Source organism: Acinetobacter sp. 1125_18A, assembly GCF_052824985.1.
On the sequence record NZ_VTDG01000003.1, the window covers coordinates 100,915 to 125,111 of the forward strand.

The window sequence follows — 24,197 nt, forward strand, 5'->3', positions numbered from 1 at the left end:
TGGTTTTAAAAGTCTTTCTTTAGGTAGAGGAACCTCTTGAGAAAGGATATTTTTAATTTCCAAAGCTAATTCTACGCTATCTGCTTGAATCCAAATTGTAGAAAATGCAAAATCATTTCCTATAGTTATTTTTTCATCGCCAATTAAATATGTAAGTTCAATAAAATCTTCATATGGTTCGAAAGGCGGTTCTGAAATGACCTTAATAGGATAAATTTTTTCTAATACATTTAAAATATGTGTTACACACTCACGCCATTCATAATTATCACCATCAAAATCTACATCATAATTCAGACGGAATTGGTTTTTAGGCCAAAGTGGAAATCTACGCATATCTTCAAGTGTGTACATATTCTTTAATCCATTTCTAAGTTAAGTGTGCATCCTTGCACATTTGATTGATCCTAACTTGATTACATGGTGTCAAAGTTTCTGTGCGACTGAGACGGTAAATATTCCAAACTCATCAATACATTGGTCGACCTTTTTAAAGCCAGCAGCTTCAACAAGTGCATCCATTTCCGCTTGTGAGCGTAAACGCATTACCCATGCATCACCTTCACGATGTGAGGTTAGTGCACGCGCAATAAATTCTTGCTGTGGGTGCCAAATTTGACCGGTATAAATCAAATAACCATCTTTAAGGATTGCTTTACTTAAGCCTTCAAGTGATTGACGTAGCAAATCATTGTCTGCAAATAACTCATATAAACCAGAAACTACAGCAAGTGATGGTTTTGGTTTAACAGAGGCCAAAGACTGTGTATCAAATGCATCTGCTTGAACAAATTCAGCAATGTCATTCAGTCCACGTGCTGCAATCATTTGCTGACCAGCTTGTACATTGATATCGCTATAATCACGCAATAAGATTGAATCTGGTCGTTTTGGTAATTGAACCACAGCATCTAAAATATAACGTCCATGACCAGATGCAATATCCATGATTTTCAATGGTTTGCGTTTTTTAATCAGAATATCTGCATATTTCTGAACCAAATGTTCAATGTTTTGTTTACGAACACGGATTCCACGCCAACCAATCGCATTTAAATACTGGCGGTCAATGATTTTGCCAATAGGATTGCTACTTTCAGATTGGTTACGATAGACAAAATCTAAAGTACTTCCAGAGTCATAGCCTGTGTCTTCACCAATTTTTAAGCCTTTAGATAAATGGCTACCAATTTTTAGATTCTTTTTGGTGATTTCCCAAAATGCATTTTTAATTGATTTAGCGGGTAATGGCGAACTGAGATCTTCTGCTATAGCGCAACTTGGACCAATTTTGTCCGCATTTAAAACGTCTGGAGCTTGATATTCAACCGCAAAACATTGCTGGATAAATCGGCGTATTTTCTCTGTTGCTATATGGCGATCTTTTTCACCTAAAGTATCGTGAAAGAAGCCATCTAAAATATGTAATTCTTTTTTAGGATGCGGAAGCTTTTGGTAAAACTCACGTTGCGGTTTTTGAAAAACCACAAAATCTGAACCTGAGCATAACACTTGAGTTGGTAAAAAGATGTTTTGTGAATCGGCAACAATTCGCTTAGAAGCATCATAGAGCCCAAGCAACATTCTCACCGAAATGGCTTTAGCAATTTTAGGATCGGTATCATAGCTTTGGGCACGTTCTTCATCATGGGTCAGCATTTTGGCTTTAACATAACTTTGGATGAAAAAATTACCGCGAATTTTTTCCATAACTCTTAAACTAGGCTCGGCAAATGGCACATAAAGCTTAATATCAAAAGCAGGGGAAGCGAGACACAAGGCGCGAATTTTAGGCGCATAATCATGTACCCATGTTGCGGCTAATACCGCACCTACACTTTGTGCAACCACAGCAATATTCTTGGCGTCGATACCATAGTTTTCTTCAATATGTTGGACAAAATATTGAATATCTTTTACACATGCAGAGAAGCTAGGTGCATCACCACGTTCACCAGGGGAATCGCCGTGACCGCGGGCATCCCATGCAAAGAAATCAAAATCACTTAAATTGAGTTCCTTGACCAAATGCGCCATACGTCCTGAATGTTCATGTCCGCGATGAAATAGAAGAATGGCTTTTTTTGTTTCTCTTGGTGAGTTGGTTGCCCAATGTTGATAAAACAATTCTGTTCCATCATGACTCTTAAAGGTGTGATGACTGTTGTTATACATACGAATTTACCCTAAATATGAAACTGTTTTATAAAGCTGTTTTTAAGCTATTTTTAATTCGGTTATAGATGGTTAAACTAAGCAGCAGACCAATTAAAATGAGTATGCCATTACAGATTAAGCCGAGAAGTTGTAAATTTGTAGTGAATAATGGCACGGTGACAATCATGACTGTGATTAAACTAAACCAAAATGCACGGTCACTTTTTCCCATTGGGCCATCATAACGACGTTCTTGCCCAATCAGTGGCGCCATTACACCAGTGTATTCACTTAGAATTGCAAGGAAAGCAATCAATAACAGTAATTTTGCACTGATAAAGCCAAAAGCAATCAAGCATAGATAGAGGGTTGTGTCCGAAATAACATCACACAATTCATTGTAAAATGCACCTAAGTTGGATTGTTGTTTAAATTCACGAGCAAGCATTCCATCGATGGCGTTAAAAGCCATTCGTAGCAACATCCACAAGGGAAAGAGCAATAACCACCCATTTACAGCATGATTCAGATAATACTGGTATAGAAAAAAACTTAAACCGAGCGATATAAACATCGCTAACAAGGTGACTTGATTTGCCGTGATTCCGATATTAAAAAGCTTTTGAACAAAAGGGCGCAGTAAGTTTTGAAATGCTGGTTTTAATTGATAGATTGATGGCATTGTTCTAGTAATATAAGGTATATGACAGGATTTTAATCAAGTTATCCATGATTTTACAAGTATTAATTTTCACCATTTAAATTTGTATTGTTATTTTAAAATTTATATAAATAGTCATATAATTCAAAAGTCTTCTTAATTTTGATCTTGTTTATTCTATGACACCTGCTTGCAAAGTTTTAAAATCAAATAAAATTGAATTTTCAATTCATGAATATGAACATGATGTAAATGCAAAAAGTTTTGGCTTAGAGGCTGCTGAAAAATTAGGCTTAAATGTTGAAGAAGTGTTTAAAACGTTGATGGTGACAGATGATAAAAACTATTTTGTTGCGATACTTCCTGTAAATCATCAATTAAATTTAAAGAAAGTGGCGAGTGCCTTTGCTTGTAAAAAACTACATATGGCTGATCCTAAAGATGCAGAGCGTTTAACTGGATATTTAGTCGGTGGAATCAGTCCTGTAGGTCAAAAAAAGCGTTTAAAAACGGTGATTGATGCTAGCGCAACAGCATTAGCAATGATGTATGTTAGTGGTGGTAAACGTGGTTTAGACATTGGGGTGAAACCTCAAAATTTAGCCAAGGTGTTGGGTGCAAATTTTGTTGATATTGTTGATGAATGAGATGTGTTTTTAGCGTTAAATTTAAAAAAAACTGTTATTCACTATATTAGTCACAAAAATATTGACTCCACTAAGGCAATAGAACTGAAAATTAAAGACAAAGATTACAGTCATTAATTCAAGATATGAACCACCTTTGCGGTGGTTTTTATTGTATAGATGAAAGTGGAACAAAATTAAGTAAGCAAAACAGGTGGTAGTTTTAAAACCTAAATAATCTTTTCCATATTCATCAGATTTTGGACGAGCAAGCCAAGTTCTCATATTTTTAGCTAGCGACTACACACGTTATTTCAGTGTTATGCCTGATTGCTGGGTGGTAGCTGTGCGAATAATATCATCAGATTGGTCATAGTGAGATTGGCACACCTGAATGGTATCCATATTCTCGACGGTCCAGTCGTAGAGCGCGTTAAAAGGCAATTTGAGTGATTGACCAAGTGGCGTCAAGGCATATTCCACCCCTAGCGTTTTCCCATCTATAACGGTGCGTGTCAGCATACCATTGCGTTCTAACTTGCGAAGTGTCTGTGTCAATACACGTTGGGTAATACCATCAAGACGCCGTTTGATGGCGTTGAAGCGGCGTGGTTCATGTAACACCATCAAAACCAGCATTGACCATTTATCTGCGATTTGATCGAGAATGGCACGGCTTGGGCAGTCGGCACGGTAGATTGGATCGTGATCAGGGTTCATAGGTATGCTCCAAGATACTTAGGATGCTTAAGGTGCGTAATTGACACTAAGTATACATAAGATACCATGATTGCACACAGCTAAAATCAAGGGTATATGATGACCATTCCAACTTATTCCACACTTCACATTGAGCATGATCGAGGTGTGGCGACTGTCAGCATTAACAATCCACCAGTTAATGTATTGGATGTTGCATTGATGAGTGATATTCGAGCTTTTCTCACTCAGGTACGTGATGACCCACAAACACGTGTAATCGTGTTCCAAAGCGCCGATCCTGAGTTTTTCATCGCTCATGTAGACATGACCTTAATTGATGAGCCAAACGCTTTTGACCAGTTCGCAAAAGATGTACCTAATGGATTGAATCCATTTCAGGCTTTGGGAGAGATGATTCAGGCACAGCCGCAAGTGACAATTGTTAAGCTCGAAGGCTTGGCGCGTGGTGGCGGTGCTGAATTTGTGGCAGCAGTGGACATGGCATTTGCTGCTATTGGGCGCGCTGGTCTCGCCCAATGTGAGGCATTGATGGGGATTATTCCTGGCGGTGGTGGTACTCAATATCTTTCACAGCGTATGACACGGGGGCGTGCATTAGAGGTAATTCTTGGTGCTGACCTTATTGAAGCTTTGCTAGCCGAACGATATGGTTGGGTAAATCGTGCGCTTCCGGCAAATGAGTTAGACGCTTTTGTTCATCGCATCGCCACAAATATTGCAGCTTTACCTGAAGGGGTCATCGCCGCTGCAAAGAAAGCAATCCCACCAGCGGATTTAAGTGAAGACTTCCTTCGAGAGCACAAGGCATGGGCTGGTCTGTTTGCGCGTCCGGCTGCTGAAAAACTCATTCGTGGCGGCTTGCAGGCAGGTGCTCAAACAAAAGTAGGCGAACAGGATTTGGAGCAACTACTCCGCGATTTGTCTGCATCCTGAGGTCTTGCTGCTGTCTAATATTCTGCTCTAGCTTATTCTTGAGATTTGAGACAGAGAAATACAGCAACCCATTTTCCTTAAGCCTAGCGCTATTTATGCAATTGAGAGGTAATGACAAAAGTTTGAAGCATTGACCCTCTATAGGGAATAAGCCATATTTTTGCTACAGTGAACCTAATTAAGATCATCTATTTACTAGGCCTCGCATTTGCGAGGTTTTTAATGCTGAATAAAAGGAAAACTTGATGGAATTGCCTAATATTATTCAACAATTTATTGGAAACAGCGTTTTAGAGCCAAATAAAATTGGTCAGTCGCCATCGGATGTTTATTCTTTTAATCGAAATAATGAAACTTTTTTTCTTAAGCGATCTAGCACTTTATATACAGAGACCACATACAGTGTCTCTCGTGAAGCGAAAATGTTGAGTTGGCTCTCTGATAAATTAAAGGTGCCTGAACTCATCATGACTTTTCAGGATGAGCAGTTTGAATTCATGATCACTAAAGCGATCAATGCAAAACCAATTTCAGCGCTTTTTTTAACAGAGCAAGAATTGCTTGCTATCTATAAGGAGACACTCAATCAGTTAAATGCAGTTGCTATTATTGATTGCCCATTTATTTCAAGCATTGATCATCGGTTAAAAGAGTCAAAATTTTTTATTGATAACCAACTCCTTGACGAGATAGATCAAGATGATTTTGAGGCTGAATTATGGGGAGACCATAAAACTTACATAAGTCTTTGGAATGAGTTAAATGAGACTCGTGTTGAAGAAAGATTGGTTTTTTCTCATGGCGATATCACGGATAGTAATATTTTTATAGATAAATCTGGTGAAATTTACTTTTTAGATCTTGGTCGTGCTGGATTAGCAGATGAATTTGTAGATATATCTTTTGTTGAACGTTGCCTAAGAGAGGATGTATCTGAGGAAACTGCTAAAATATTTTTAAAGCATTTAAAAAACGATATGCCTGACAAAAGGAATTATTTTTTAAAACTTGATGAATTGAATTAACTTCAAGCAATATCTAAAAAAACTTAGCTGTATTTTTAAGTTGCTAATTTTTAAATAAATAAGTGAAAAAAGTTAGTGGAACTACTGATTTAAAGTTTTATATAGCCAATAAATCTAAATTTTGGTTTTTAAAATGAACTTATTTAAAATAGCTAAAGCTGTTTATTAGCTTAACTTGTGATTTAAGTTTTTTTGAATATAAAATTGTTAATTTATTAGCTTTACAAGTTTATTTAAATTTCATCGTGCAACATTTTTAACCAATTTTATTATCGATGGTATTTTTTTGTCTGCTTTTCTTTTCCTAGTCTTTTATCAATCCGTCAACCATATAGTATTTTATTAAATTCTTATGGGAAATGACGAATGTTAAATTATCTTAAGAGCTTTAATAATATCAATACTTATTTGATTTTATCGATAATTCTGCTGTTAATCATAATATCTCTAGATTATTTCTAAACTGAATGAATGTTTATAATGAGTGATTCATATTGCTATTGAAATCGCCTTCTCACTTTGAAAGAAGGCGAGGATGAGGGGCTTTTATGTTGATTTATCATTTTAAAAATGTCTTATAAAAGAAGCCTAACGTGTTTTCTTATATAGGTTTAAACATAATTTTTGTATATCTTAAATCTAATTAATCTTATAATTTTCCTTTATTTTTTTGTATTGTTTTGCAGGTTTAAAAGTGAAAATTTCTAAAGGATTATTGAATATCATCAGCTACGCTTGTTTAATCATCAGTTTTCCAACGATTGCTAAAACCAGCACAAGTTTAGTTTCACCTTAAAAAGGTGTGATTTGTGATCAATATATTTGTGTAAATAAGAAAGGTGTATCAAAATCACTTACGGCTCAATATTTAGGAACCCAAAAAGCGAATAAAGTTTTCTCACAAGGTGATTTTGATCGTTCTGCATTTACTTTCTCAAATGGAGTATTCTGCGATACAAATACAAAACGATGCCATGTAGATCGATATTTTGACAATGGACATCGAAGTAAAGTTGATCAAAAGATAACAGATCAGCTTTTTAATCATAAGTAGTTCTTTGCCATAAATCGGCTAAAGAGTTCACCCGCAGATGGGCTTTTTGATTTATCTTCAAATTTTTAGAATGCTGTGTTCTATTAAATAAGATTGTATAAATCCATATACATGTTAATAATTAGGAATAGATTTATTAAATCATTCCTTCTTCCCCCTCTGAATTGGAATTTTAATTTGTCTAACAAGCCCTTCAATCGAAGGGTTTGTTCTATAAAAATTATAAATTTAGTCATTTCATCAATTACTTATGTTTTTTGTAAAATAATTCATATTTTTGTTTTAAAGTGTGACTTGTTTTGCTAAATTCCGGTTGGATTTATTGAACAGAAAAGTAATGAATATGAATAAATATTTTGCAGAATTTATTGGAACATTTTGGCTGGTCTTTGGAGGGTGTGGTAGTGCAGTACTTGCTGCAGCTTTTCCAGAATTGGGTATCGGTTTTGTCGGTGTTGCACTCGCGTTTGGTCTCACTGTACTGACTGGTGCTTACGCATTAGGTCATATTTCAGGTGGACATTTCAATCCCGCAGTAAGTATAGGTTTATGGGTTGGTGGTCGTTTTAATGCAAAAGACTTAGCACCATACATTATCGCTCAAGTCGTAGGTGGTATTTTCGCGGCATTTATATTGTATTTGATTGTACAAGGTCAAGTAGGGTTCACTGGTACGGGCGGATTTGCAACAAATGGTTTTGGTGATTTATCGCCTGGAAAATATTCTTTGGTTTCTGCATTATTAATTGAGATTGTCTTAACTGCTATTTTCTTAATTGTAATTCTCGGTTCTACAGATAAACGTGCACCAGCAGGTTTTGCGCCTATTGCTATTGGTTTGGCATTAACTTTGATCCATTTAATCAGTATTCCTGTCACCAATACTTCGGTCAATCCTGCACGTAGTACAGCAGTGGCTTTCTTTGCTGAAACAGCTGCACTGAGTCAATTATGGCTTTTCTGGGTTGCACCAATTGTTGGTGCTGTGATTGGCGCTTTAATTTATAAGTGTTTTGAGCAAAAAATAGCCAATAACATTAAAGATCTTTCATAAATCAAAAAATGATCATGTGGAGTGAATCATATTGGTATTGAAAGTTCCTTCTCCCTTTGGGAGAAGGCTAGGATGAGGGTACTTTTATGTTGATTAATGGTTTTAAAAAGGACTTATGAAAGAAGTCTATTATCAATGCGCCTAACACTAGACAACATTATAAAAACCTCCCTAGGGAGGTTTTTTCATGGCTGAGATTAGGCTTAAATAAGTGGTATTTCAGCTAATATTTTTTGAGCTGTTTCATCGCCATTTAAATATGCGCCATGAACAGTACCCGCATATTTCAAGCTACAATGTTCGCCAGAGAAGAAGATTCTTTCTTGAATTGGTTGATGCAGTACTTTAACAATATCTTCAGAGTGCTTTAGTGAGGGAAAACTAAAAGAACCATAACTATAAGGGTCGGAGCCCCAACGTGTCACGATGAGTTTTTTAGGTGTATGGGGAATATTGTTGAATTGTTTTTGCAAGCTACTAAAAATAAAGTTTGATATTTCATGATCCGCTGAATTATCGATAAACTCAGATTGCTTTCCTCCAAACAGCATTAAATAAATTGGTTTTTTATAAATTCCAGATAAGTCTAGGATATTAAAACAGCCAAGCTCATTCCAATAGAAATCACTTATCTTGTCTATCGGCATTTTTGATCTAAAAGAGAGTGGTTGTTCTAATTCGAAAAATACTTTATTGAAGGATCCAAATCCAATATCTTGAATAGATTGCGCATAGTGATGAGGTAATGCTGGATAAAATGCTATATGGTTTTTCTTTAAGATTCCGAGTGGGACAGTAACCACTACGCGGGAACCTATGTAAAAATTATCATTGGAATCAATGATTTTTACATAATCATTTTCACAGATGATTTTTTTTACATCTATATTGAATTGAATGTCTATTTTTTTTGAAAGCACGTCTATAACTTGAGCATAACCATTGGGAAAAATAACTTCATCGCCTTCAAAATAACCTTCGTAATTTTTATAATTCGATAAAAGTAGCTCAAGATTGGTCGCAAATGGATCATTTGCTATTCGGTTGAAAAAGTTAAATAATAATTTTTTAAGATAATCTTCTGAAAATGTATTACCTGAATAATGTAAAGAAGAAATTATTTCTTCAGTCGCGTTGAGGGCCGATAGCGTTTGTGTTTGAGAAAGTTGCTTTTCTATTTCTTCTACATAAGATTCAAATTCATGGACTTCTTTGTCAGAAAATAACAAGCCATTTTCATGAAAATATTGCGATTTGTCATAGTTAAATACAGTTGTTGCTATATGATTCTCTTGGGTAATTTCCCAGATAGGATTACCTTCAACGCCATGAATCCATGATGCACCTAAATCAAAAACATTAGCATCAGATTGCAATGAATCTATGCGCCCACCTATGCGAGACCTCGCTTCGAGTATGGTAACTTTTTTACCATTTTCTTGTAATTTTTTAGCGCATGCGATTCCTGCTATCCCAGCGCCAATAATAATAATCGGTAAATTAATATCGCTATGTTCCAACATAAAAATCTATAGCTCAGTTTTGTATCTAAAATTAAGATAATACACCTTATGCTTCTCAGATAAAATTATTTGATTTTTATTTTAAAAAATCAATATTTTATATTGTTTTTCTTGAGTTTATTACATTAATACTATTTTTAATGATAATTGTTGCAGTATAAAAAGGGTACGCATTTGACTTTTGTTCAAGCTCTAATCGATTAACTTCGACACCACGTAAGTACAAATCCCAATAAAATTAAGAATAATGAAGCTTTCAAGTGAAGTATTCACGAGATTACCCAAGCAAAACTACATTCTGAATAAACGTTACTACACTGAAGAAATACTAAAAAACAGCAAAACTGGTAAAGAGGAGTTATGATTTTAAAAAAAGGATACAATTCCCGTATGCTGTTAAATCTATTTTTTATTTTCCCATAAAAATATCACAATAAATCAATAAATAAGCTATAGATTAAAATCTACTAGTTAATTTATAGATCAATGAAATTTGTTAAATAATCCCTTAAAATGGAAATTTCGATGAAATTTCTCAATTCTAAATGAGAATATTATCATTTATTACAATTGAAAATTTTAACAGATAAACGATAAGAAAAAGACCAATTCATCATAAATATTCACAGAATCATAGTGTTAAATCTATACAAAGAAGCAGTGTATAAAATTGCATTAACAAATGAGAATGATTATCATTATTTTGTGTTAAGCAGAGCTACACGATCCAAGAAAAACATAAATCAAATTTCTAGATCTTTTTAGTGCAGTAAAAAGTCTTGTACAGAGGATATGGTCAGATGAAAGAGCTTGCCAGCCGATTGGCGATGCAGCACCTAATCAATGCATACTCACAAGAAACTGGGGGTAGAATTTTACTAGAAAAGTATCAGCAAAACTCTACTCAACTTGCGTTTAGCCAAGGCTTGACGTTGTTAATGATTCCACTGGAATCCATCCAATCCCAATTATTTGTACCACTTGCATATACGAGTCTTGTAGGGCGGCATCGAATAGAAAAACTGCCACAGATTTTTAATAAAGGACAAGTGCAAAGGTTTAGTCCAATTGCAATTGTGTGCTTACTTCTGGAAGAACTGGTACGAAACGCTGTTGAATCCTTAGATTCAGCATCATTGGTTGAAAAATGGATACAAAGTCGAGATGCTTTAGCTGAGTTTTTAAAGCAGCGTCAATATGATTTTGACCAATTAATTCAAGCCAAACAAGATTTCATTCAGACAGAGCAAGCACTGATTCTTGGGCATAGTATGCATCCAGCGCCTAAGAGCCGCACAGGTTTCGTTCATGAAGATTGGTTAAAGTTCTCACCAGAACATAAGGGTCAAACACAACTGTATTACTGGTTAGTTGCACCAGAATATCTGGCAGAAAGTGCGACATCAGATCAGCCAATTACTAGCCAACTCATAAAGCATATGCAATGGTATTTGAGCGAAGCAGAATTAGATTTAATTCATACACATTCAAGCTATAAATTATTGACATTGCATCCATGGCAAGCACGTTATTTACAGACTAAAGACTGGTATAAAGAATTAAAAGCTAAGAAAAAACTGATTGATTTTGGTGAAAAGGCTTGGCATTTTTCCGCAACAACATCCGTCAGAACATTGGTCAGCTATTCAGCACCTTGGATGGTGAAACCGTCACTATCCGTGATGATTACCAATTCCATCCGAGTCAATTTAGCCAAAGAATGTCATCGTGGAGAAATCACGCGTCAACTTTGGCAGGGGCGAATAGGTCAGTCGATTTTAAAATCTTGTCCTACATTGAAAGCAATAAATGACCCCGCATGGACTGCGTTAATCATCGATGGAACAATTGTCAATGAAACCATTTGCATTTTTAGAGATCAGCCATTTGATCGACATCAGCAAGTGTCATGTATTGCCTCCTTATGCCAAGATCATCCAGCAAAAAATTTAAATCGCTTTGATCATTTATTTGAACAAATTGCACAGGCAGAACCGCAACTAAGTATTGAAAAAATTGCTTTAAATTGGTTTGAGCGATTTTTAGAGATCAGCTTAGTTCCCTTGATGTATTTGTATCATCACTATGGGATGGCATTTGAGTCACATCAGCAGAATGTATTGGTAGAGTTGGAAAATGCGTATCCTAAGAATTTATGGCTCAGGGACAATCAGGGTTTTTTCTATATCGAAGAATATGCCAATGAAATATTAAAAGAATTCCCTGAGCTTGATGGGAAAGCGCAGGCTGTTGGTCACAAATCTTTGGTTGATGAACGGTTCAGTTATTATTTTTTTGGTAATACTTTATTTGGCATGATCAACGCAATTGGTGCAACAGGTAGTGTTTCTGAACAGCAACTCATTGATCTATTACAAGATAAATTGATGGAATTATATGTACAGTATTCTGACAGCAGTTTATTACAAGGCTTATTGTATCAACCAACTTTGCCATATAAAGGGAATTTACTCACGCGTTTATATGAGCTGGATGAACTGATTGCGCCAGTAGAACAGCAATCAATTTATATTCAGTTGCCAAATCCTTTATGTCTAAAACGGAAGGATGCAATTTATGCTTGATTTTATTGCTGTGGGTTTAGGACCGTTTAACTTAAGTTTAGCAAGTTTGTTACAACAAAAATCAAAGCTAAAATATTTGTTTTTTGAAAAACAAGCCCAGTTTGATTGGCATGCAGGAATGCAGCTTCCAAATAGTATGTTGCAAGTGCCTTTTATGGCTGATTTGGTCTCTATGGTAGATCCGACCAGCCCATTTAGTTTTCTAAATTATTTAAAAGCGCAACAGCGACTCTATAAGTTCTATTTTTTAGAACAGCCACATATCCCTCGTAAGGAATATAATCATTATTGTCAATGGGTTGCAGAACAAATTGAACATATTCAATATTTATCTGTGGTCACAGAAATTGTACCCAAATACTATGGCTTTGAAGTTTTAGTTATACAGGGAGGAATTCATCAACGCTATAGCTGTCGAAACATTGTATTGGGTGCGAGAAATGTGCCTTATATCCCACAATGCATGCAGACATTGATTCAAAGCTATCCTGAGCGATGTAAACATTCAGCACATTATTTAGAACATCAGCCAAAAAATTTACAAGGCAATGTTGTGGTACTGGGATCAGGGCAATCTGCGGCAGAAATCTTTTTAGATTTATTCGATCGTCAATATCAATTTGATCAGGTGTCTCAACCAAAATTCAATCTCAATTGGCTGACTCGAGCCAATGGTTTCTTCCCTATGGAATATACACCATTAGCTTTAGAACATTTTAGTCCAGACTATAGTCAACATTTTCATTGCTTTGATGACCTCAATAAAGATTTACAACTGAGTAAACAGTCACTTTTATATAAAGGAATCAGTGCGCAAACCATTCGTGAAATATATAAGAAACTTTACCATCGACATCTTGCTGGAAATGATTTAGCGACGCATTTACACAGTCAGTCCAACCTAATTGATGCTGTTTTAACGGAACAGGGGAAAATTAGACTGATTTTTCAAGATCGGGTGACATTAAATCAGTTCAGTCTAGACAGTGATTATGTGATCTGTGCTACAGGCTATCGCTGTCCTGAATTTAAATTTCTAAAGCAACTGAAGCCCTGGATTAAAACCAATCCACAAGGACATTGGAATATTTCAGCAAATTATGCTGTCGAATATGCTGGCATTGGTGAAATTTTTGTTCAGAACATGGATATGTATAGTCATGGTGTTGTCACCCCTGATTTGGGTTTAGGCGCTTATCGTGCGGCAACAATTGCAAATCAACTCATAGGTTATGCACTGTATGACTTAGCAACAGCCCCACAATGTTTCCAACATTTTGATCCTTTGCAAAATCCGCAAGTCCAAGTGATCCAGAAAAACATCACAACACAACATCATGTGCATGCTCAGCATGTTGAAGATTTGGTTAAAAATGTGAATTTTAAAGCCCAAAGCCTCAATACACAACATTCTCAGCATCAACAAAACCATCAACAATATTCGAATACTGAGAACAGCTTATGAGTTTTGCACAGTTACAAATTAATCAGAACCAATGGCGAAGTGCAGGCCAACGCTTGATTGAAATGGCAATCGCTGAGTTTTTATATGAAGAAATTATTCAGGCTGAAAGCTTGGATAATGATGTATTTCAATTGACATTGGATGACCGAATTTATCAGTTTAATGCACAACAATACTTATTGGGTCATTGGCAGATTCAAGAAGGTTCAGTACGTGATTTAAATTTGGATACCAGAATGCCCGCTTGGAATTTACATCAATTTATTGCCGCTTTTTCCAATCAGGTTGGGGTTAAACCCTTTACCAAAGCCTATTTGATTAAAGAGATGAACAATACATGGTTGGCCGAAGCTCATGTACTGGATGAAAATCGACTAACAAGTGCAGCAGCATTGACTGCACCGCATTATCAAATCGAAGCGATGTTGCGCGGTCATCCTTGGTTAATTATGAGTAAGGGCCGAATGGGTTTTGGTTATGATGATTATTTGAACTCAGCGCCTGAGATTTTACCTAGAGTCAAAGTGTTATGGCTGGCTGTGCATCGAGATTTGGCAGAGTTTCGTTCTACCACTGAATGGTATGCAGGGCAATTATATTGCCATGAGTTTGGCGAGCAGGAATTGCTAGAATTTCGCGAAAAAATGCAAAACCTTGCTTTAAATTCAGAGGATTATTATTTAGTTCCTGTACATGCTTGGCAATGGCACCAATGGATTGTGCCAACTTATGCCAATGAAATTGTAGATCAAAAAATTGTCGAACTTAAAATTGGACAGGATAATTATGTACCAATGCAGTCAATTCGCACTTTATGTAACACATCAGATGCACAACGTCATTACATTAAACTACCAGTGAGTATTTTAAATACCGCTGTTTATCGTGGATTGCCTACTCAGAGAAATTTAGCTGCACCTGCTGTTACAGCGTGGTTAAAAAATATTTTAAAACAAGATGTGGATTTACAAAAAACGGGTGTGGTGTTTTTAGGCGAGATTGCAACTTTGACCATTCAGCAACCTTGTTATGATCACATTGAAGGTGCACCTTATCAATTCAAAGAGTTATTTGGCTGTTTATGGCGTGAGAGCGTAGATCCATTTGTTGAATATCATCAGCAGGTTTTATCACAAGCTGCCTTATTACATCGTGATATTCAGGGGCTTTCCATTTTAACTGTGCTTATTCAAGCTTCAGCATTAGCACCATTAGATTGGCTCAAACAATTCATCACCGTCAGTATTCAGCCGCTCCTGATTTGCCTTTATAAATACGGACTTGCATTTTCACCACATGGTGAAAATACCATGTTAATTCATGAAAATGGGGTGCCTAAGGCCATGGTGCTCAAAGACTTTATCGATGATATGAATCTTGTCGATGAAGATTTTCCTGAGCTGGCGGATCTTCCTGATGAAGCTAAAATTTTATTGAGGCATTCAGCACATGACCTCAGTCATTTTATTTTTACTGGCTTATTTATGGTGCATTACCGCTATATCTGTAATGTATTTCTACAGGACTTTCCACAATATCATGAGATTGAATTTTGGCAAACCGTATCGAATGTGATTGCTGAGTTTCATCAGCAACATCCAGAGTTTTCAGCAAGAATTGAAAAGTTTGCGATATTTAGAAATCAATACAATAAGGTTTGCTTAAATCGTGTTCGTCTATTTACCACCAGTTATAACGATGAAGCAGAACGCCCAGTACCTGTAGTTCTAGATTTGATTGCAAACCCTGTAAGCCCAGAGACTTTAAAAAATTGGACAGCACAATTTTCACCTGCTCCTGCATGATAAACCGTGCCCGAGCAGAGTGTGTATCTATCTGCGTAGCACCTAGATTTAACACGAGTCAAAAGCTCAATAATCTAACAAATACAATAAAGGTGAAAGTGATGAAAACTTTATCACAGCAATTACCAGATTTTTATGAATATTATGAGAATGGCAATCAGTTTTATTTACGTCAAGTGGAATACCCTGATGATATGGCTTTATTACATAAATGGATGCATGAACCGCATGTGATTCCACAATGGCAACTGAATAAATCTGAACTCGAACTTAAGGTCTATTTTGAAAAACAGTTGGCTGATGATCATCATCGTTTATTCATTGTGGGTATGGATGGAAACGATGTGGGGTATACAGAAATCTATGAAGGTAAGCGAGATCGGTTAAGTCGTTATTATTCTGCTCATGAACTAGATTTAGGTTGGCATTTTCTATTTGGTGAAAAATCGGTACTTGGAAAAGGTTATCTTCGGGCAGTCGCGCGTTTAGTCATTTTTTATATTTTTGAACATGCAGCCTCTTTGAAAATCGTAGGCGAACCTGATTCAACAGTTAAACCATATGCCGCGGTTGTCGATGAAATGTGCTATGAAGCTCAGGGCACGCTTACAATGCCTGAGAAAAATGCGGTGTTATATTATTGTTTTAGAGATACTTTTTACCAAAAATTTGGTGAATATTTAATCCAATCTCAGCAATATTTAGCACAAAAAAACAAATACAAAACCCAGTAAGTTGAATTTGTCCTATGAGTTATCAATCTATACATATTCAGATCAAAGAGATGATCTTTTCCAAAGATGTCTCAATCGTTGAGTTTCAGTTCTGGTTGGCTGAAGTTGAAACATTTCTATGTCAGCAACAAAATTTTGTTTTGGTGGTGAGAAGTGTAGCAGGTACGACATTTCCACAAGAATACCGTCAAATTCAAGCCAATTGGTATAAAGAAAATAAAGCCAATTTTTTTAAGTACTGTGTAGGTTTAGTACGGATCGCGTTAGATCAAGCCGATCAAGAACGACTCAATACACCTGCGCTACATGTTGCATGGCAAGTTCCTTATTATGTGACATTAGATCGCGCTGATGCATTGCAATGGGCTGTACAGAGGTGGCTATTATGCAACGCATAAGTAATTTAACCAAACAATCTGTCACTCAACAGATTTCCGTACTTAGCTTAGGTGTTGTGGTTGTTTTATATTTGGCCCATGCCTTGCCTTTGTATTTTTATAATGTGGCATTGCCTGCGATTTTAAGGCACCAAGGGGTAGATCTACGCTGGATTGGGCTATTGTCACTGCTTTATATTCCATGGGCATTCAAATTCTTTTGGGCACCGCTTATTGACCGTTTTTATATTAAAAGATTAGGTAAACGTAAAACGTGGCTACTGTTCACTCAAATTGCTTTGGTTTTAGGGATTATTGCACTTGCTTTGACTCAGTTTTCTTATGGGCTGCTGGTCTTTGTCGTTATTGGTTTATGGATATCCAGTTTTGCAGCTACCCAAGATATTGCCATTGATGGATATACTGTTGAAGCGTTTTCACAACAAGATTACCGCTTTGGCAGTATGGCGCAAAGCATTGGCGTTGCACTTGGCAGTATGCTCGGTGGTGCTGCAACACTTTGGCTATATCAATATTATGGATGGCAAACAGCACTTATCTGTTTAGCAAGCTTAACCGCTTTGACGATGTTTGCAGTTTTTCAAATACAAGAAAAAACCACAGAACACATGATTAAACAACCTCCGAGTTTAATTCGAGCATTTAAACGACCTGAAATTCGTTGGGCATTACTTTTAATTGTTTGTTATCGCTTTGTAGAAGCCCCCGCAATGGCAATGCTCAATCCAATGCTGATTGATCAAAAATGGTCACTTTCACAAATTGGTGTGTTGATGTCTGTGGTAGGGGCTGGTGTTGGATTGCTTGCAGCCGTTTCTGCTGCATTGCTGCTCAAAAAGCGAAAGGCGACCCAATTACTGCTATGGGCTGGCTGGGTGAGAACACTGATATATGGACTCTTAGGAATCGCTATTCTGTTCGGATGGCTAAATCAGTGGCAGCTTTTGCTGGGGGTTTTTGTTATTGCATTCCTTGCAATTCGTTATATCGCAATGACTTCTTTATATGCATATTTCATGCAGAGTAGCTCAAAAGCGCAAGCAGGGACCGACTTTACAATTTTGGTGTGTTTTGAATTGCTGATCTATTTTATTGGTGGGGCTGGCTCAGGTTTTCTGGCCAAATTATTAGGTTATGGAAATTTTTATATTGTTTTAGCTATTGCATCTGTAGTGAGTTTGATTCTCTCACAACTCATTATTTCCAAATCACAAAAAACTCTAAGATCAGAGATGTTGTAAGGGATAAATCATGAAAAGAACATCAATTCAAATACAACTGACGTGTTTAAGTTTGGCTATTGCGACACAGATCTATGCACAAGAGCCTACGACTCAAAAAGTTGAAAATACTGGGGCAGAGGTAAAAAGCCTAGCGCCTATCGTGGTCACGGCAACACGTTCTGCAAAAAGTATTTCAGACATCGCAGGGACCGTCTATCGCATTGAGCGTAGCGAAATTGAAAAACAAGCCAATGCGGGTAAAAACATAGCAGATATTTTAGGGCTATTGGTTCCTTCACTCACGCCAAATACCGGTACAACCTCTAACTATGGTATGAGCATGCGTGGCCGTGTGGTGCAATATATGATTGATGGGATACCACAAACAGGTTCACGGGATGGATCGCGTCAGCTCAATAGCATTCTACCTTCAATGATTGACAGAATAGAAGTTGTGTCTGGGGCAACGAGTATTTATGGCTCAGGTGCAACTGGCGGTATTATCAATATCATTACTAAAAAAGGCGGTGACGAAGCTTTAAGTTTTGAAACTAAACTGGGGCTGACTTCAGGTAATAATTTTAAAGGCGATGCGTTGGCTTATGAAGCTTCACAAAATGTTTCGTTTAACCAAGATCGCATCAAAGGTAATTTGGGTGTTGGTTATGCCAAACGTGGTGAAATTCAAGACAGTCGTGGCGATCGTATTGGACCTGAAGTTGCGCAAACAGATCGTCAAGATACCCAAACCCTTGATGTCAATGGACAACTCACTTGGGACATTTCAGATCAACAGCACTTAACTGTTGGCGCACAATATTATAATGATGAACAAGACAGTGATTATGGACCTGATTATGGTCAGGGTTTAGCTGTTTTATTTAGAGGGGCTACACCCAGTTTAAAAGCATTGAAAGGCTTACAACTTGAAGACCAACCTAGAACAAAACGCTGGTCAACACATGCTCAATATAACCATAATGATGTATTGGGGCAAAGTTTAACCTTGGAAGCTTATTACCGTAAAGAGCAGGCAAGATGGTTTCCAACCGCAGTAAATTTACTACATCCGGAATTACCTGACGGACGCATTCCTGTTGTAATGCAGTCCAATACCGATATTAATATTTGGGGATCACGTTTAGCCTTACAGAAAGATTTTAAAATTGCAGATCGGGCTTTAGGGCTAAGTTACGGTTTAGATTTTGAAAATGAGAAAAATGGTCAAGAAGGGCAAATGTATGATACCAATAGCTTTATTGCAAGTAATGGTTTAAATCATAAAGCGACAAAAATCTATGCAATGGGACCAGATGTTCAAGTGGCAAAACTTGGTGCATTTGTTCAAGCGAATTATGCAGTTACGGATCGTATAAATATACAGGCAGGCGTGCGTCACGAACGAATTAATAGTGATGTCAGTGATTCTACCCCGTACCCTGAAAGTATTGTCGCTGACTTCGATCCTAGCTATACGGCGAAAAGTTTAAAAGGTGGAGAAGTTAAACATAATGCGACTTTATTTAATTTGGGTGGGGTTTATCACTTAAGCGATACGCAACAAATTTTTGCTAATTTTTCTCAAGGTTTTAGTATTCCAGATGTGCAACGGATGTTGCGTGATGTTCCAGCAAGTTTTGTTGTGACCAGTAATAATATTGATCCAGTTAAAGTGAATAATTATGAATTCGGCTGGCGTTTACAAGAGCAAAATGGACTCAATCTAGGGCTGACTGCTTTTTATAATGATTCTGATAAATCTGTAAGGTTTAACGCTGCCCCAAATTTTAATATTGAAGTGATTGATACCGATGAACGTATTTATGGTTTGGAAGCCAATGTAAAATATACAATTTCAGATATGTGGAATATGGGAGTAACCATTGCTTATACACGAGGTCAATTTAAAAATATTTTAGGTGATTGGCAAGAGTTAGATGCTGTACGGGTTGCCCCACTGAAAGGCACACTATTTTCAGAATGGCAATTTGCAGATGATATCAATTTACGCGTACAGACTTTAGCGATTGGAGGTACAGATAAAGCCGCTAAAGACTATGTCAATCCATTAAAAGACCGCAGTAGCCGAAAACCCGCAGAGATTAAGGGGTTTGCGATTATGGATGTGATCACCAGTGCAAAAGCAGGCCCAGGCAGATTAGGCTTTGGCGTTTATAATGTATGGAATACAGATTATAAATCAGTATTTAGCCAAGCAGTTGCGCCAACCTATGGTGCTATTTCAAGTTTGGCTGCGCAAGGTCGTACCTATGGTTTAACTTATACACTGAAGTATTAATCAATGATAAGTCTCTTTTACATGATGAAAGAGGCTTTTTTATTTAGCAATATCTAGATGAGATATAAGGAGTAGCGCTTAATAAGATTCAATAAATTTTCGTGATCAGGCCAAGACTGATATTCTAAGAGATTAAAATGGATAAAAATAATTATATTTGGATGATGGCAACGCTGCTCAATGGGATCAGCTTATCCATGATTTTACCTTTACTTGCACCTCTTATTCGTCTATTAAAAATCTCAGAGCTTCAAGCTGGTTTGATGGTCTCTGCCAGCGCATTGCTAATGAGTCTGACTGCAATGTGGATTTCTAAAAAAACCAAATTTCAAAATCATTATTATTTATTGAGTATCGGTTTTATTGGAATGAGCATAACTTGGGGACTATTTTCAGGGGTAATAAGTTATGGGCTAATGTATAGCATGCCAATTGGGCTACTTTTCGCTTTATTATTGCTTACACGAAGCAGTATTGGCTTTTTTATGGCAATGCCGCAAATCGCATTACAAAGTTATGTGATGACGCGATATTTAGATGAAACGATACGTAGTCAGAAGATGGCAACCTTTGGTGCCTTAAACAGTGGAGGATTAATTTTAGGGCCATTTTTAACCACATTACTTATTATTTGGGGAATATTGATTCCTTTGTGGCTCGCCGTATTGCTTTTGGCTGTCATGAGTATGCTGATTGTAGGTTTATATCAACACAAAGTGGAAAATGCTCAGCAGCAACAAACAACAAGTCATGATCCAAATCATAGGGATTTAATCCATCAGTTAGCTGTAGAAGAGCATGTTCAAGACGCACTTTTACAAAAAGAGATTTCACAGCAAGATTCTAATCATTCGAAATTGGTATGTCTGAGTGAGGATGATCTAAAAAAATCAATGATTTGGTTGATCCTTGGATTTAGTTTGTATATCGCGATTATTACCCTGAATTTAACTGCAGGTTTTTATATTCAAGATAAATTTCAATTTAACATTCAGCAAAGCGCCCTCTATTTTTCCCAATGCTTGTTGATTGTGGGGATTGTATCGGTTTTGATGCAAATTGCGATTTCTAAATGGCTAAAATGGTCTTTAACACAGCTTTTAATGGTTGGATTAAGCACAATGCTGGTTGGGCTGATCTTGTCAATCTATACGCAGCAGATCGTGATTTTTCAGTTGGCTTATGTTTTTTATGGTATCGCTGTGGCATGTTTAATGCCTGCATTTACAACAGGTGCATCACAATCAGTTTCGATAAATTTGCAAACTAAAATTGCTGCTTTATGTACCATGGCACAAGCGCTCAGTTTGATTGTTGCGCCATTAATGAGCACAGGGCTGTACCAACTTAACATTATCTTCCCATATTATTTACTGGTTAGTATTTTCTTAATGCTGTCTTTTTATTTTGTTGTTTTTAAATGGAATCAATAGAGGATGGTCATACCAGTGTCATGTTCTTTGATTAGTTTGCCTGCATTAAACCAAATATGACATTTCAATGATGAAACCATTTAAAATTAAACATTCGCTAATCATTTGTTTTGCTTCAGGACTATTTTTAACAGCCTGCAATAATGATCATGATGATAATTCAGCTGTTGTAGCGCCACCTAAAGCTGATGCATCGCTATATTTACAGACCAAACAACCGTATCAACCGCAACAGAAATTAAGCAGCTATGAAGCAATGCCTACAGGTTATCGCCCAGTTTTTACAGAGTTAGTCGCGCGACATGGTTCGCGAGGTTTATCAAGTATTAAATATGATTTAGCTTTATACAATATGTGGTTAAAAGCAAAACAGGAAAATGCTTTAACACCATTGGGTGAACAATTGGGTGCTGATTTAGAAGCCATGATGAAAGCCAATATTTTATTGGGTTATGGGGTGGAAGGTATACGCCAATATGGCTATGGCAACGAAACTTCTGTAGGTATTAAAGAGCATCAGGGTATTGCAGATCGCTTATTACAACGTTTACCACAATTGTTTAATCAAGCCAGTCAACAAGGTAAATCTGTACAGATCGTTAGCTCGGGTGTGGATCGAGCGGTGGACAGTGCTAAATTTTTTACCAATGAATTGTTGAAACAGCAACCAAGTTTAAAGACTGCAATTACACCAGCAAGCTATCAAAGTTTAAATAGTAACGCCGTACCAAGTATTGTCGATGGTGGGGTAAATCGCTTTCATCTGTATTTTCATAGTTTAAATGCGCAAGACGATTTGACCAATGTTAAAACGGATTTAGATAAAACAGTCTATGCGGCTAGCTTAAAATATCAAGACTTTGAAGAGAATGATCCAGACTTAAAACAAAAAATAAAAACGTTGAGTGAAGATTCTAATGCGAAAAAAATCGCAACAGAAGTATTAAGCCCAATTTTTAAAACAGCGTTTATTCAAAAAATTGGTCAAACAGGCTATAGCTTTAGTAATTCAGGATCATTCACTGTAACAAGTCCTAAAGGTGAACAGATTATTGAAAAAGGAAAGGGGAAAAATACCATTGCCAGCGCAGTAGATGCTGCTGCTTATCTGTACGAGTTGTATTCAATTACTGGCGGAATGCAAGACGAGCTTGGTGCGACAAACTTTAAAAAATATATGCCAACCGAAGCGGCTAAGTTCTATGCGCAATATAACGATGCCAATGATTTCTATAGTAAGGGTCCAAGCTTTGATACAGGCAAAGCTGTGACAACAGATATTGCCAAGTCACTCAAGCAGGATTTATTTAAACAAGTTGATGATGTTATGAGCAACACACAAAAGAATGCTGCTGTATTAAGGTTTGCTCATGCTGAAATCATTATCCCTTTAGCAACCAGCTTAGAGCTAAAGGGGATGATGCAATCTGTGCCATTGACGCAGACGTTTAATTATTCAAATAGTGCATGGCGTGGCGAAGATATCTCACCGATGGCAGCAAACTTACAGTGGGATATTTATCAAAATTCGCAAGGGCAAACTTTGTTAAAAATGCTCTATAACGAAAAAGAGATTGCTTTTAAAAAAGATTGTGATTATGCCCGCTATAAAGCAAATAGCTATTATTATGATTATTTAAAGTTGAAACAATGTTATAGTATTCAATAGATTGCTATAAAATTTGAGGGTGAACTGGTTTCTCCCTTTTAATCGGCTAATAAAAGGAACACTGTGAAATTCCAGCAACATACGATTCAAGCTGCTATTTTTGATATGGACGGTACGATGCTGGACACTGAACGGCTTAGGTTTGATGTGTTAAAACAAGCGTCTTTGGAAGTCATCGGTGTTGAATTCAGTTTAGATTATTTGATGCAATGTTTAGGGCTCAATGCGTTAAACTCAGAACACTTAGCACAAAAATTCTATGGTCAAGATATCCCTTACCAACAAATTCGGCAGCGTGCTGAACAAATTGAACTTGAGATGATTTTGTCGCAAGGCGTACCAGTAAAAGCTGGAATTTTAGAAATATTAGCTTATTCGCAATCTCAAAATATCCTATTGGCTGTAGCCACATCTAGCACCCGAAAAATTGCTGAAAAATATTTAAAACTTGCAGAAATTGATCATTATTTTACCTTGTTGGTCTGTGGTGATGAGGTGATACAAGGCAAACCACACCCAGAAATTTTTAATAAAGCCTGCACCTTATTAAATCTAAATCCGCAACACTGTTTGATGATTGAAGATTCTGAAAATGGAATTACTTCAGCACATTTGGCCGGGGGAGTAACGATTTTGATTGAGGATATTAAAGCGCCAAATCAGACCATGCTGGCGAGAGCAGATTACTACTTTGAATCTATGTTGGATTTTTATCAGGCAATCATAAAATCTGACTGAATAAAATTCATTTTCAATTGAACAACACTCAGTCAATTCAAGATTTAAACATGATGATTACATGCTTTAATAGAAGCATTAAAATTAATGTG

Annotated in this window: 18 protein-coding genes and 1 pseudogene; 15 read left to right on the forward strand and 4 right to left on the reverse strand. The window is 36.7% G+C overall.

The features are described from left to right. Positions 1-426 precede the first annotated feature (426 nt). Both FY049_RS05985 and FY049_RS05990 read right to left on the reverse strand, forming a co-directional pair. A complete protein-coding gene (locus tag FY049_RS05985) occupies positions 427-2,175 on the reverse strand; it encodes a bifunctional alpha/beta hydrolase/class I SAM-dependent methyltransferase (protein ID WP_446083358.1) in 1,749 nt (582 codons plus the stop codon). A gap of 28 nt (positions 2,176-2,203) precedes the next feature. Next, positions 2,204-2,839: a CDP-alcohol phosphatidyltransferase family protein gene (locus FY049_RS05990; RefSeq protein ID WP_224963593.1), complete on the reverse strand. Its 636-nt coding sequence runs from the start codon at positions 2,837-2,839 to the stop codon at positions 2,204-2,206. A 158-nt stretch (positions 2,840-2,997) separates the two neighbouring features. Between FY049_RS05990 and ybaK the strand changes: the two genes are divergently transcribed. Further along, positions 2,998-3,465 (forward strand): Cys-tRNA(Pro) deacylase, encoded by a 468-nt coding sequence (gene ybaK / locus FY049_RS05995; RefSeq protein ID WP_056511444.1) that lies wholly within the window; start codon positions 2,998-3,000, stop codon positions 3,463-3,465. Positions 3,466-3,753: 288 nt separating this feature from the next. Here the strand turns inward: ybaK and FY049_RS06000 are convergent, their stop codons facing one another. Further along, positions 3,754-4,164 carry a winged helix-turn-helix transcriptional regulator gene (locus FY049_RS06000; RefSeq protein ID WP_056511441.1) on the reverse strand — a complete coding sequence of 137 codons (411 nt, stop codon included), beginning with the start codon at positions 4,162-4,164 and terminating at the stop codon, positions 3,754-3,756. Positions 4,165-4,311: 147 nt separating this feature from the next. Between FY049_RS06000 and FY049_RS06005 the strand changes: the two genes are divergently transcribed. From FY049_RS06005 to aqpZ, 4 genes and pseudogenes are all read left to right on the forward strand, one after another. Then, positions 4,312-5,100, forward strand: coding sequence for an enoyl-CoA hydratase/isomerase family protein (locus FY049_RS06005; RefSeq protein WP_446083359.1), 789 nt, complete (start codon positions 4,312-4,314; stop codon positions 5,098-5,100). 245 nt (positions 5,101-5,345) lie between these two features. After that, positions 5,346-6,125: an APH(3')-VI family aminoglycoside O-phosphotransferase gene (locus tag FY049_RS06010; protein WP_000422632.1), complete on the forward strand. Its 780-nt coding sequence runs from the start codon at positions 5,346-5,348 to the stop codon at positions 6,123-6,125. Positions 6,126-6,867: 742 nt separating this feature from the next. After that, positions 6,868-7,179: pseudogene (locus tag FY049_RS06015) on the forward strand (YcgJ family protein). A 343-nt stretch (positions 7,180-7,522) separates the two neighbouring features. After that, positions 7,523-8,233, forward strand: a complete 711-nt coding sequence (aqpZ, locus tag FY049_RS06020) for an aquaporin Z (protein WP_446083360.1) — start codon at positions 7,523-7,525, stop codon at positions 8,231-8,233. A 203-nt stretch (positions 8,234-8,436) separates the two neighbouring features. On the opposite strand, the gene FY049_RS06025 is transcribed toward aqpZ, so the two are convergent. Next, positions 8,437-9,756, reverse strand: a complete 1,320-nt coding sequence (locus tag FY049_RS06025) for an NAD(P)/FAD-dependent oxidoreductase (protein WP_446083361.1) — start codon at positions 9,754-9,756, stop codon at positions 8,437-8,439. A gap of 800 nt (positions 9,757-10,556) precedes the next feature. On the opposite strand from FY049_RS06025, the gene FY049_RS06030 reads away from it, so the two are divergent. The 10 genes from FY049_RS06030 (at position 10,557) to FY049_RS06075 (ending at position 24,105) form a co-directional block, all read left to right on the forward strand. Next, a complete protein-coding gene (locus FY049_RS06030) occupies positions 10,557-12,341 on the forward strand; it encodes an IucA/IucC family protein (RefSeq protein WP_262781340.1) in 1,785 nt (594 codons plus the stop codon). Beyond that, positions 12,334-13,806 carry a lysine N(6)-hydroxylase/L-ornithine N(5)-oxygenase family protein gene (locus tag FY049_RS06035; protein WP_446083362.1) on the forward strand — a complete coding sequence of 491 codons (1,473 nt, stop codon included), beginning with the start codon at positions 12,334-12,336 and terminating at the stop codon, positions 13,804-13,806. The genes FY049_RS06030 and FY049_RS06035 overlap by 8 nt, the downstream gene beginning before the upstream one ends. Beyond that, positions 13,803-15,611: an IucA/IucC family protein gene (locus FY049_RS06040; protein WP_446083363.1), complete on the forward strand. Its 1,809-nt coding sequence runs from the start codon at positions 13,803-13,805 to the stop codon at positions 15,609-15,611. Before FY049_RS06035 ends, FY049_RS06040 begins: the two co-directional genes overlap by 4 nt. A gap of 101 nt (positions 15,612-15,712) precedes the next feature. Continuing rightward, entirely contained in the window at positions 15,713-16,345 is a 633-nt protein-coding gene (locus FY049_RS06045; protein WP_056511423.1) for a GNAT family N-acetyltransferase, read from the forward strand. A gap of 14 nt (positions 16,346-16,359) precedes the next feature. Then, a complete protein-coding gene (locus tag FY049_RS06050) occupies positions 16,360-16,743 on the forward strand; it encodes a hypothetical protein (protein ID WP_446083364.1) in 384 nt (127 codons plus the stop codon). After that, complete coding sequence (locus FY049_RS06055) at positions 16,731-17,984, forward strand: MFS transporter (protein ID WP_335955913.1); 1,254 nt, start codon at positions 16,731-16,733, stop codon at positions 17,982-17,984. The genes FY049_RS06050 and FY049_RS06055 overlap by 13 nt, the downstream gene beginning before the upstream one ends. Positions 17,985-17,994: 10 nt before the next feature. Beyond that, positions 17,995-20,265: a TonB-dependent receptor gene (locus FY049_RS06060; RefSeq protein WP_446083365.1), complete on the forward strand. Its 2,271-nt coding sequence runs from the start codon at positions 17,995-17,997 to the stop codon at positions 20,263-20,265. Between the two features lie 137 nt (positions 20,266-20,402). Then, positions 20,403-21,698 carry an MFS transporter gene (locus tag FY049_RS06065; protein WP_446083366.1) on the forward strand — a complete coding sequence of 432 codons (1,296 nt, stop codon included), beginning with the start codon at positions 20,403-20,405 and terminating at the stop codon, positions 21,696-21,698. Between the two features lie 70 nt (positions 21,699-21,768). After that, the gene (locus FY049_RS06070; RefSeq protein ID WP_446083495.1) at positions 21,769-23,367 is read left to right on the forward strand and encodes a histidine-type phosphatase; all 1,599 of its coding nucleotides are present in this window, start codon (positions 21,769-21,771) and stop codon (positions 23,365-23,367) included. A gap of 63 nt (positions 23,368-23,430) precedes the next feature. Then, positions 23,431-24,105, forward strand: coding sequence for an HAD family hydrolase (locus tag FY049_RS06075; RefSeq protein ID WP_412676220.1), 675 nt, complete (start codon positions 23,431-23,433; stop codon positions 24,103-24,105). Positions 24,106-24,197 lie beyond the last annotated feature (92 nt).

What these genes read in the sequence shown, in the direction of transcription:
- FY049_RS06010 (WP_000422632.1), top strand. Translation starts at nt 5,346, where the DNA reads ATGGAATTGCCTAATATTATTCAACAATTTATTGGAAACAGCGTTTTA.
- FY049_RS06055 (WP_335955913.1), top strand. Translation starts at nt 16,731, where the DNA reads ATGCAACGCATAAGTAATTTAACCAAACAATCTGTCACTCAACAGATT.
- aqpZ (WP_446083360.1), top strand. Translation starts at nt 7,523, where the DNA reads ATGAATAAATATTTTGCAGAATTTATTGGAACATTTTGGCTGGTCTTT.
- FY049_RS05985 (WP_446083358.1), bottom strand. Translation starts at nt 2,175, where the DNA reads ATGTATAACAACAGTCATCACACCTTTAAGAGTCATGATGGAACAGAA.
- FY049_RS06060 (WP_446083365.1), top strand. Translation starts at nt 17,995, where the DNA reads ATGAAAAGAACATCAATTCAAATACAACTGACGTGTTTAAGTTTGGCT.
- FY049_RS05990 (WP_224963593.1), bottom strand. Translation starts at nt 2,839, where the DNA reads ATGCCATCAATCTATCAATTAAAACCAGCATTTCAAAACTTACTGCGC.
- FY049_RS06065 (WP_446083366.1), top strand. Translation starts at nt 20,403, where the DNA reads ATGGATAAAAATAATTATATTTGGATGATGGCAACGCTGCTCAATGGG.
- FY049_RS06070 (WP_446083495.1), top strand. Translation starts at nt 21,769, where the DNA reads ATGAAACCATTTAAAATTAAACATTCGCTAATCATTTGTTTTGCTTCA.
- FY049_RS06000 (WP_056511441.1), bottom strand. Translation starts at nt 4,164, where the DNA reads ATGAACCCTGATCACGATCCAATCTACCGTGCCGACTGCCCAAGCCGT.
- ybaK (WP_056511444.1), top strand. Translation starts at nt 2,998, where the DNA reads ATGACACCTGCTTGCAAAGTTTTAAAATCAAATAAAATTGAATTTTCA.
- FY049_RS06025 (WP_446083361.1), bottom strand. Translation starts at nt 9,756, where the DNA reads ATGTTGGAACATAGCGATATTAATTTACCGATTATTATTATTGGCGCT.
- FY049_RS06040 (WP_446083363.1), top strand. Translation starts at nt 13,803, where the DNA reads ATGAGTTTTGCACAGTTACAAATTAATCAGAACCAATGGCGAAGTGCA.
- FY049_RS06050 (WP_446083364.1), top strand. Translation starts at nt 16,360, where the DNA reads ATGAGTTATCAATCTATACATATTCAGATCAAAGAGATGATCTTTTCC.
- FY049_RS06030 (WP_262781340.1), top strand. Translation starts at nt 10,557, where the DNA reads ATGAAAGAGCTTGCCAGCCGATTGGCGATGCAGCACCTAATCAATGCA.
- FY049_RS06035 (WP_446083362.1), top strand. Translation starts at nt 12,334, where the DNA reads ATGCTTGATTTTATTGCTGTGGGTTTAGGACCGTTTAACTTAAGTTTA.
- FY049_RS06045 (WP_056511423.1), top strand. Translation starts at nt 15,713, where the DNA reads ATGAAAACTTTATCACAGCAATTACCAGATTTTTATGAATATTATGAG.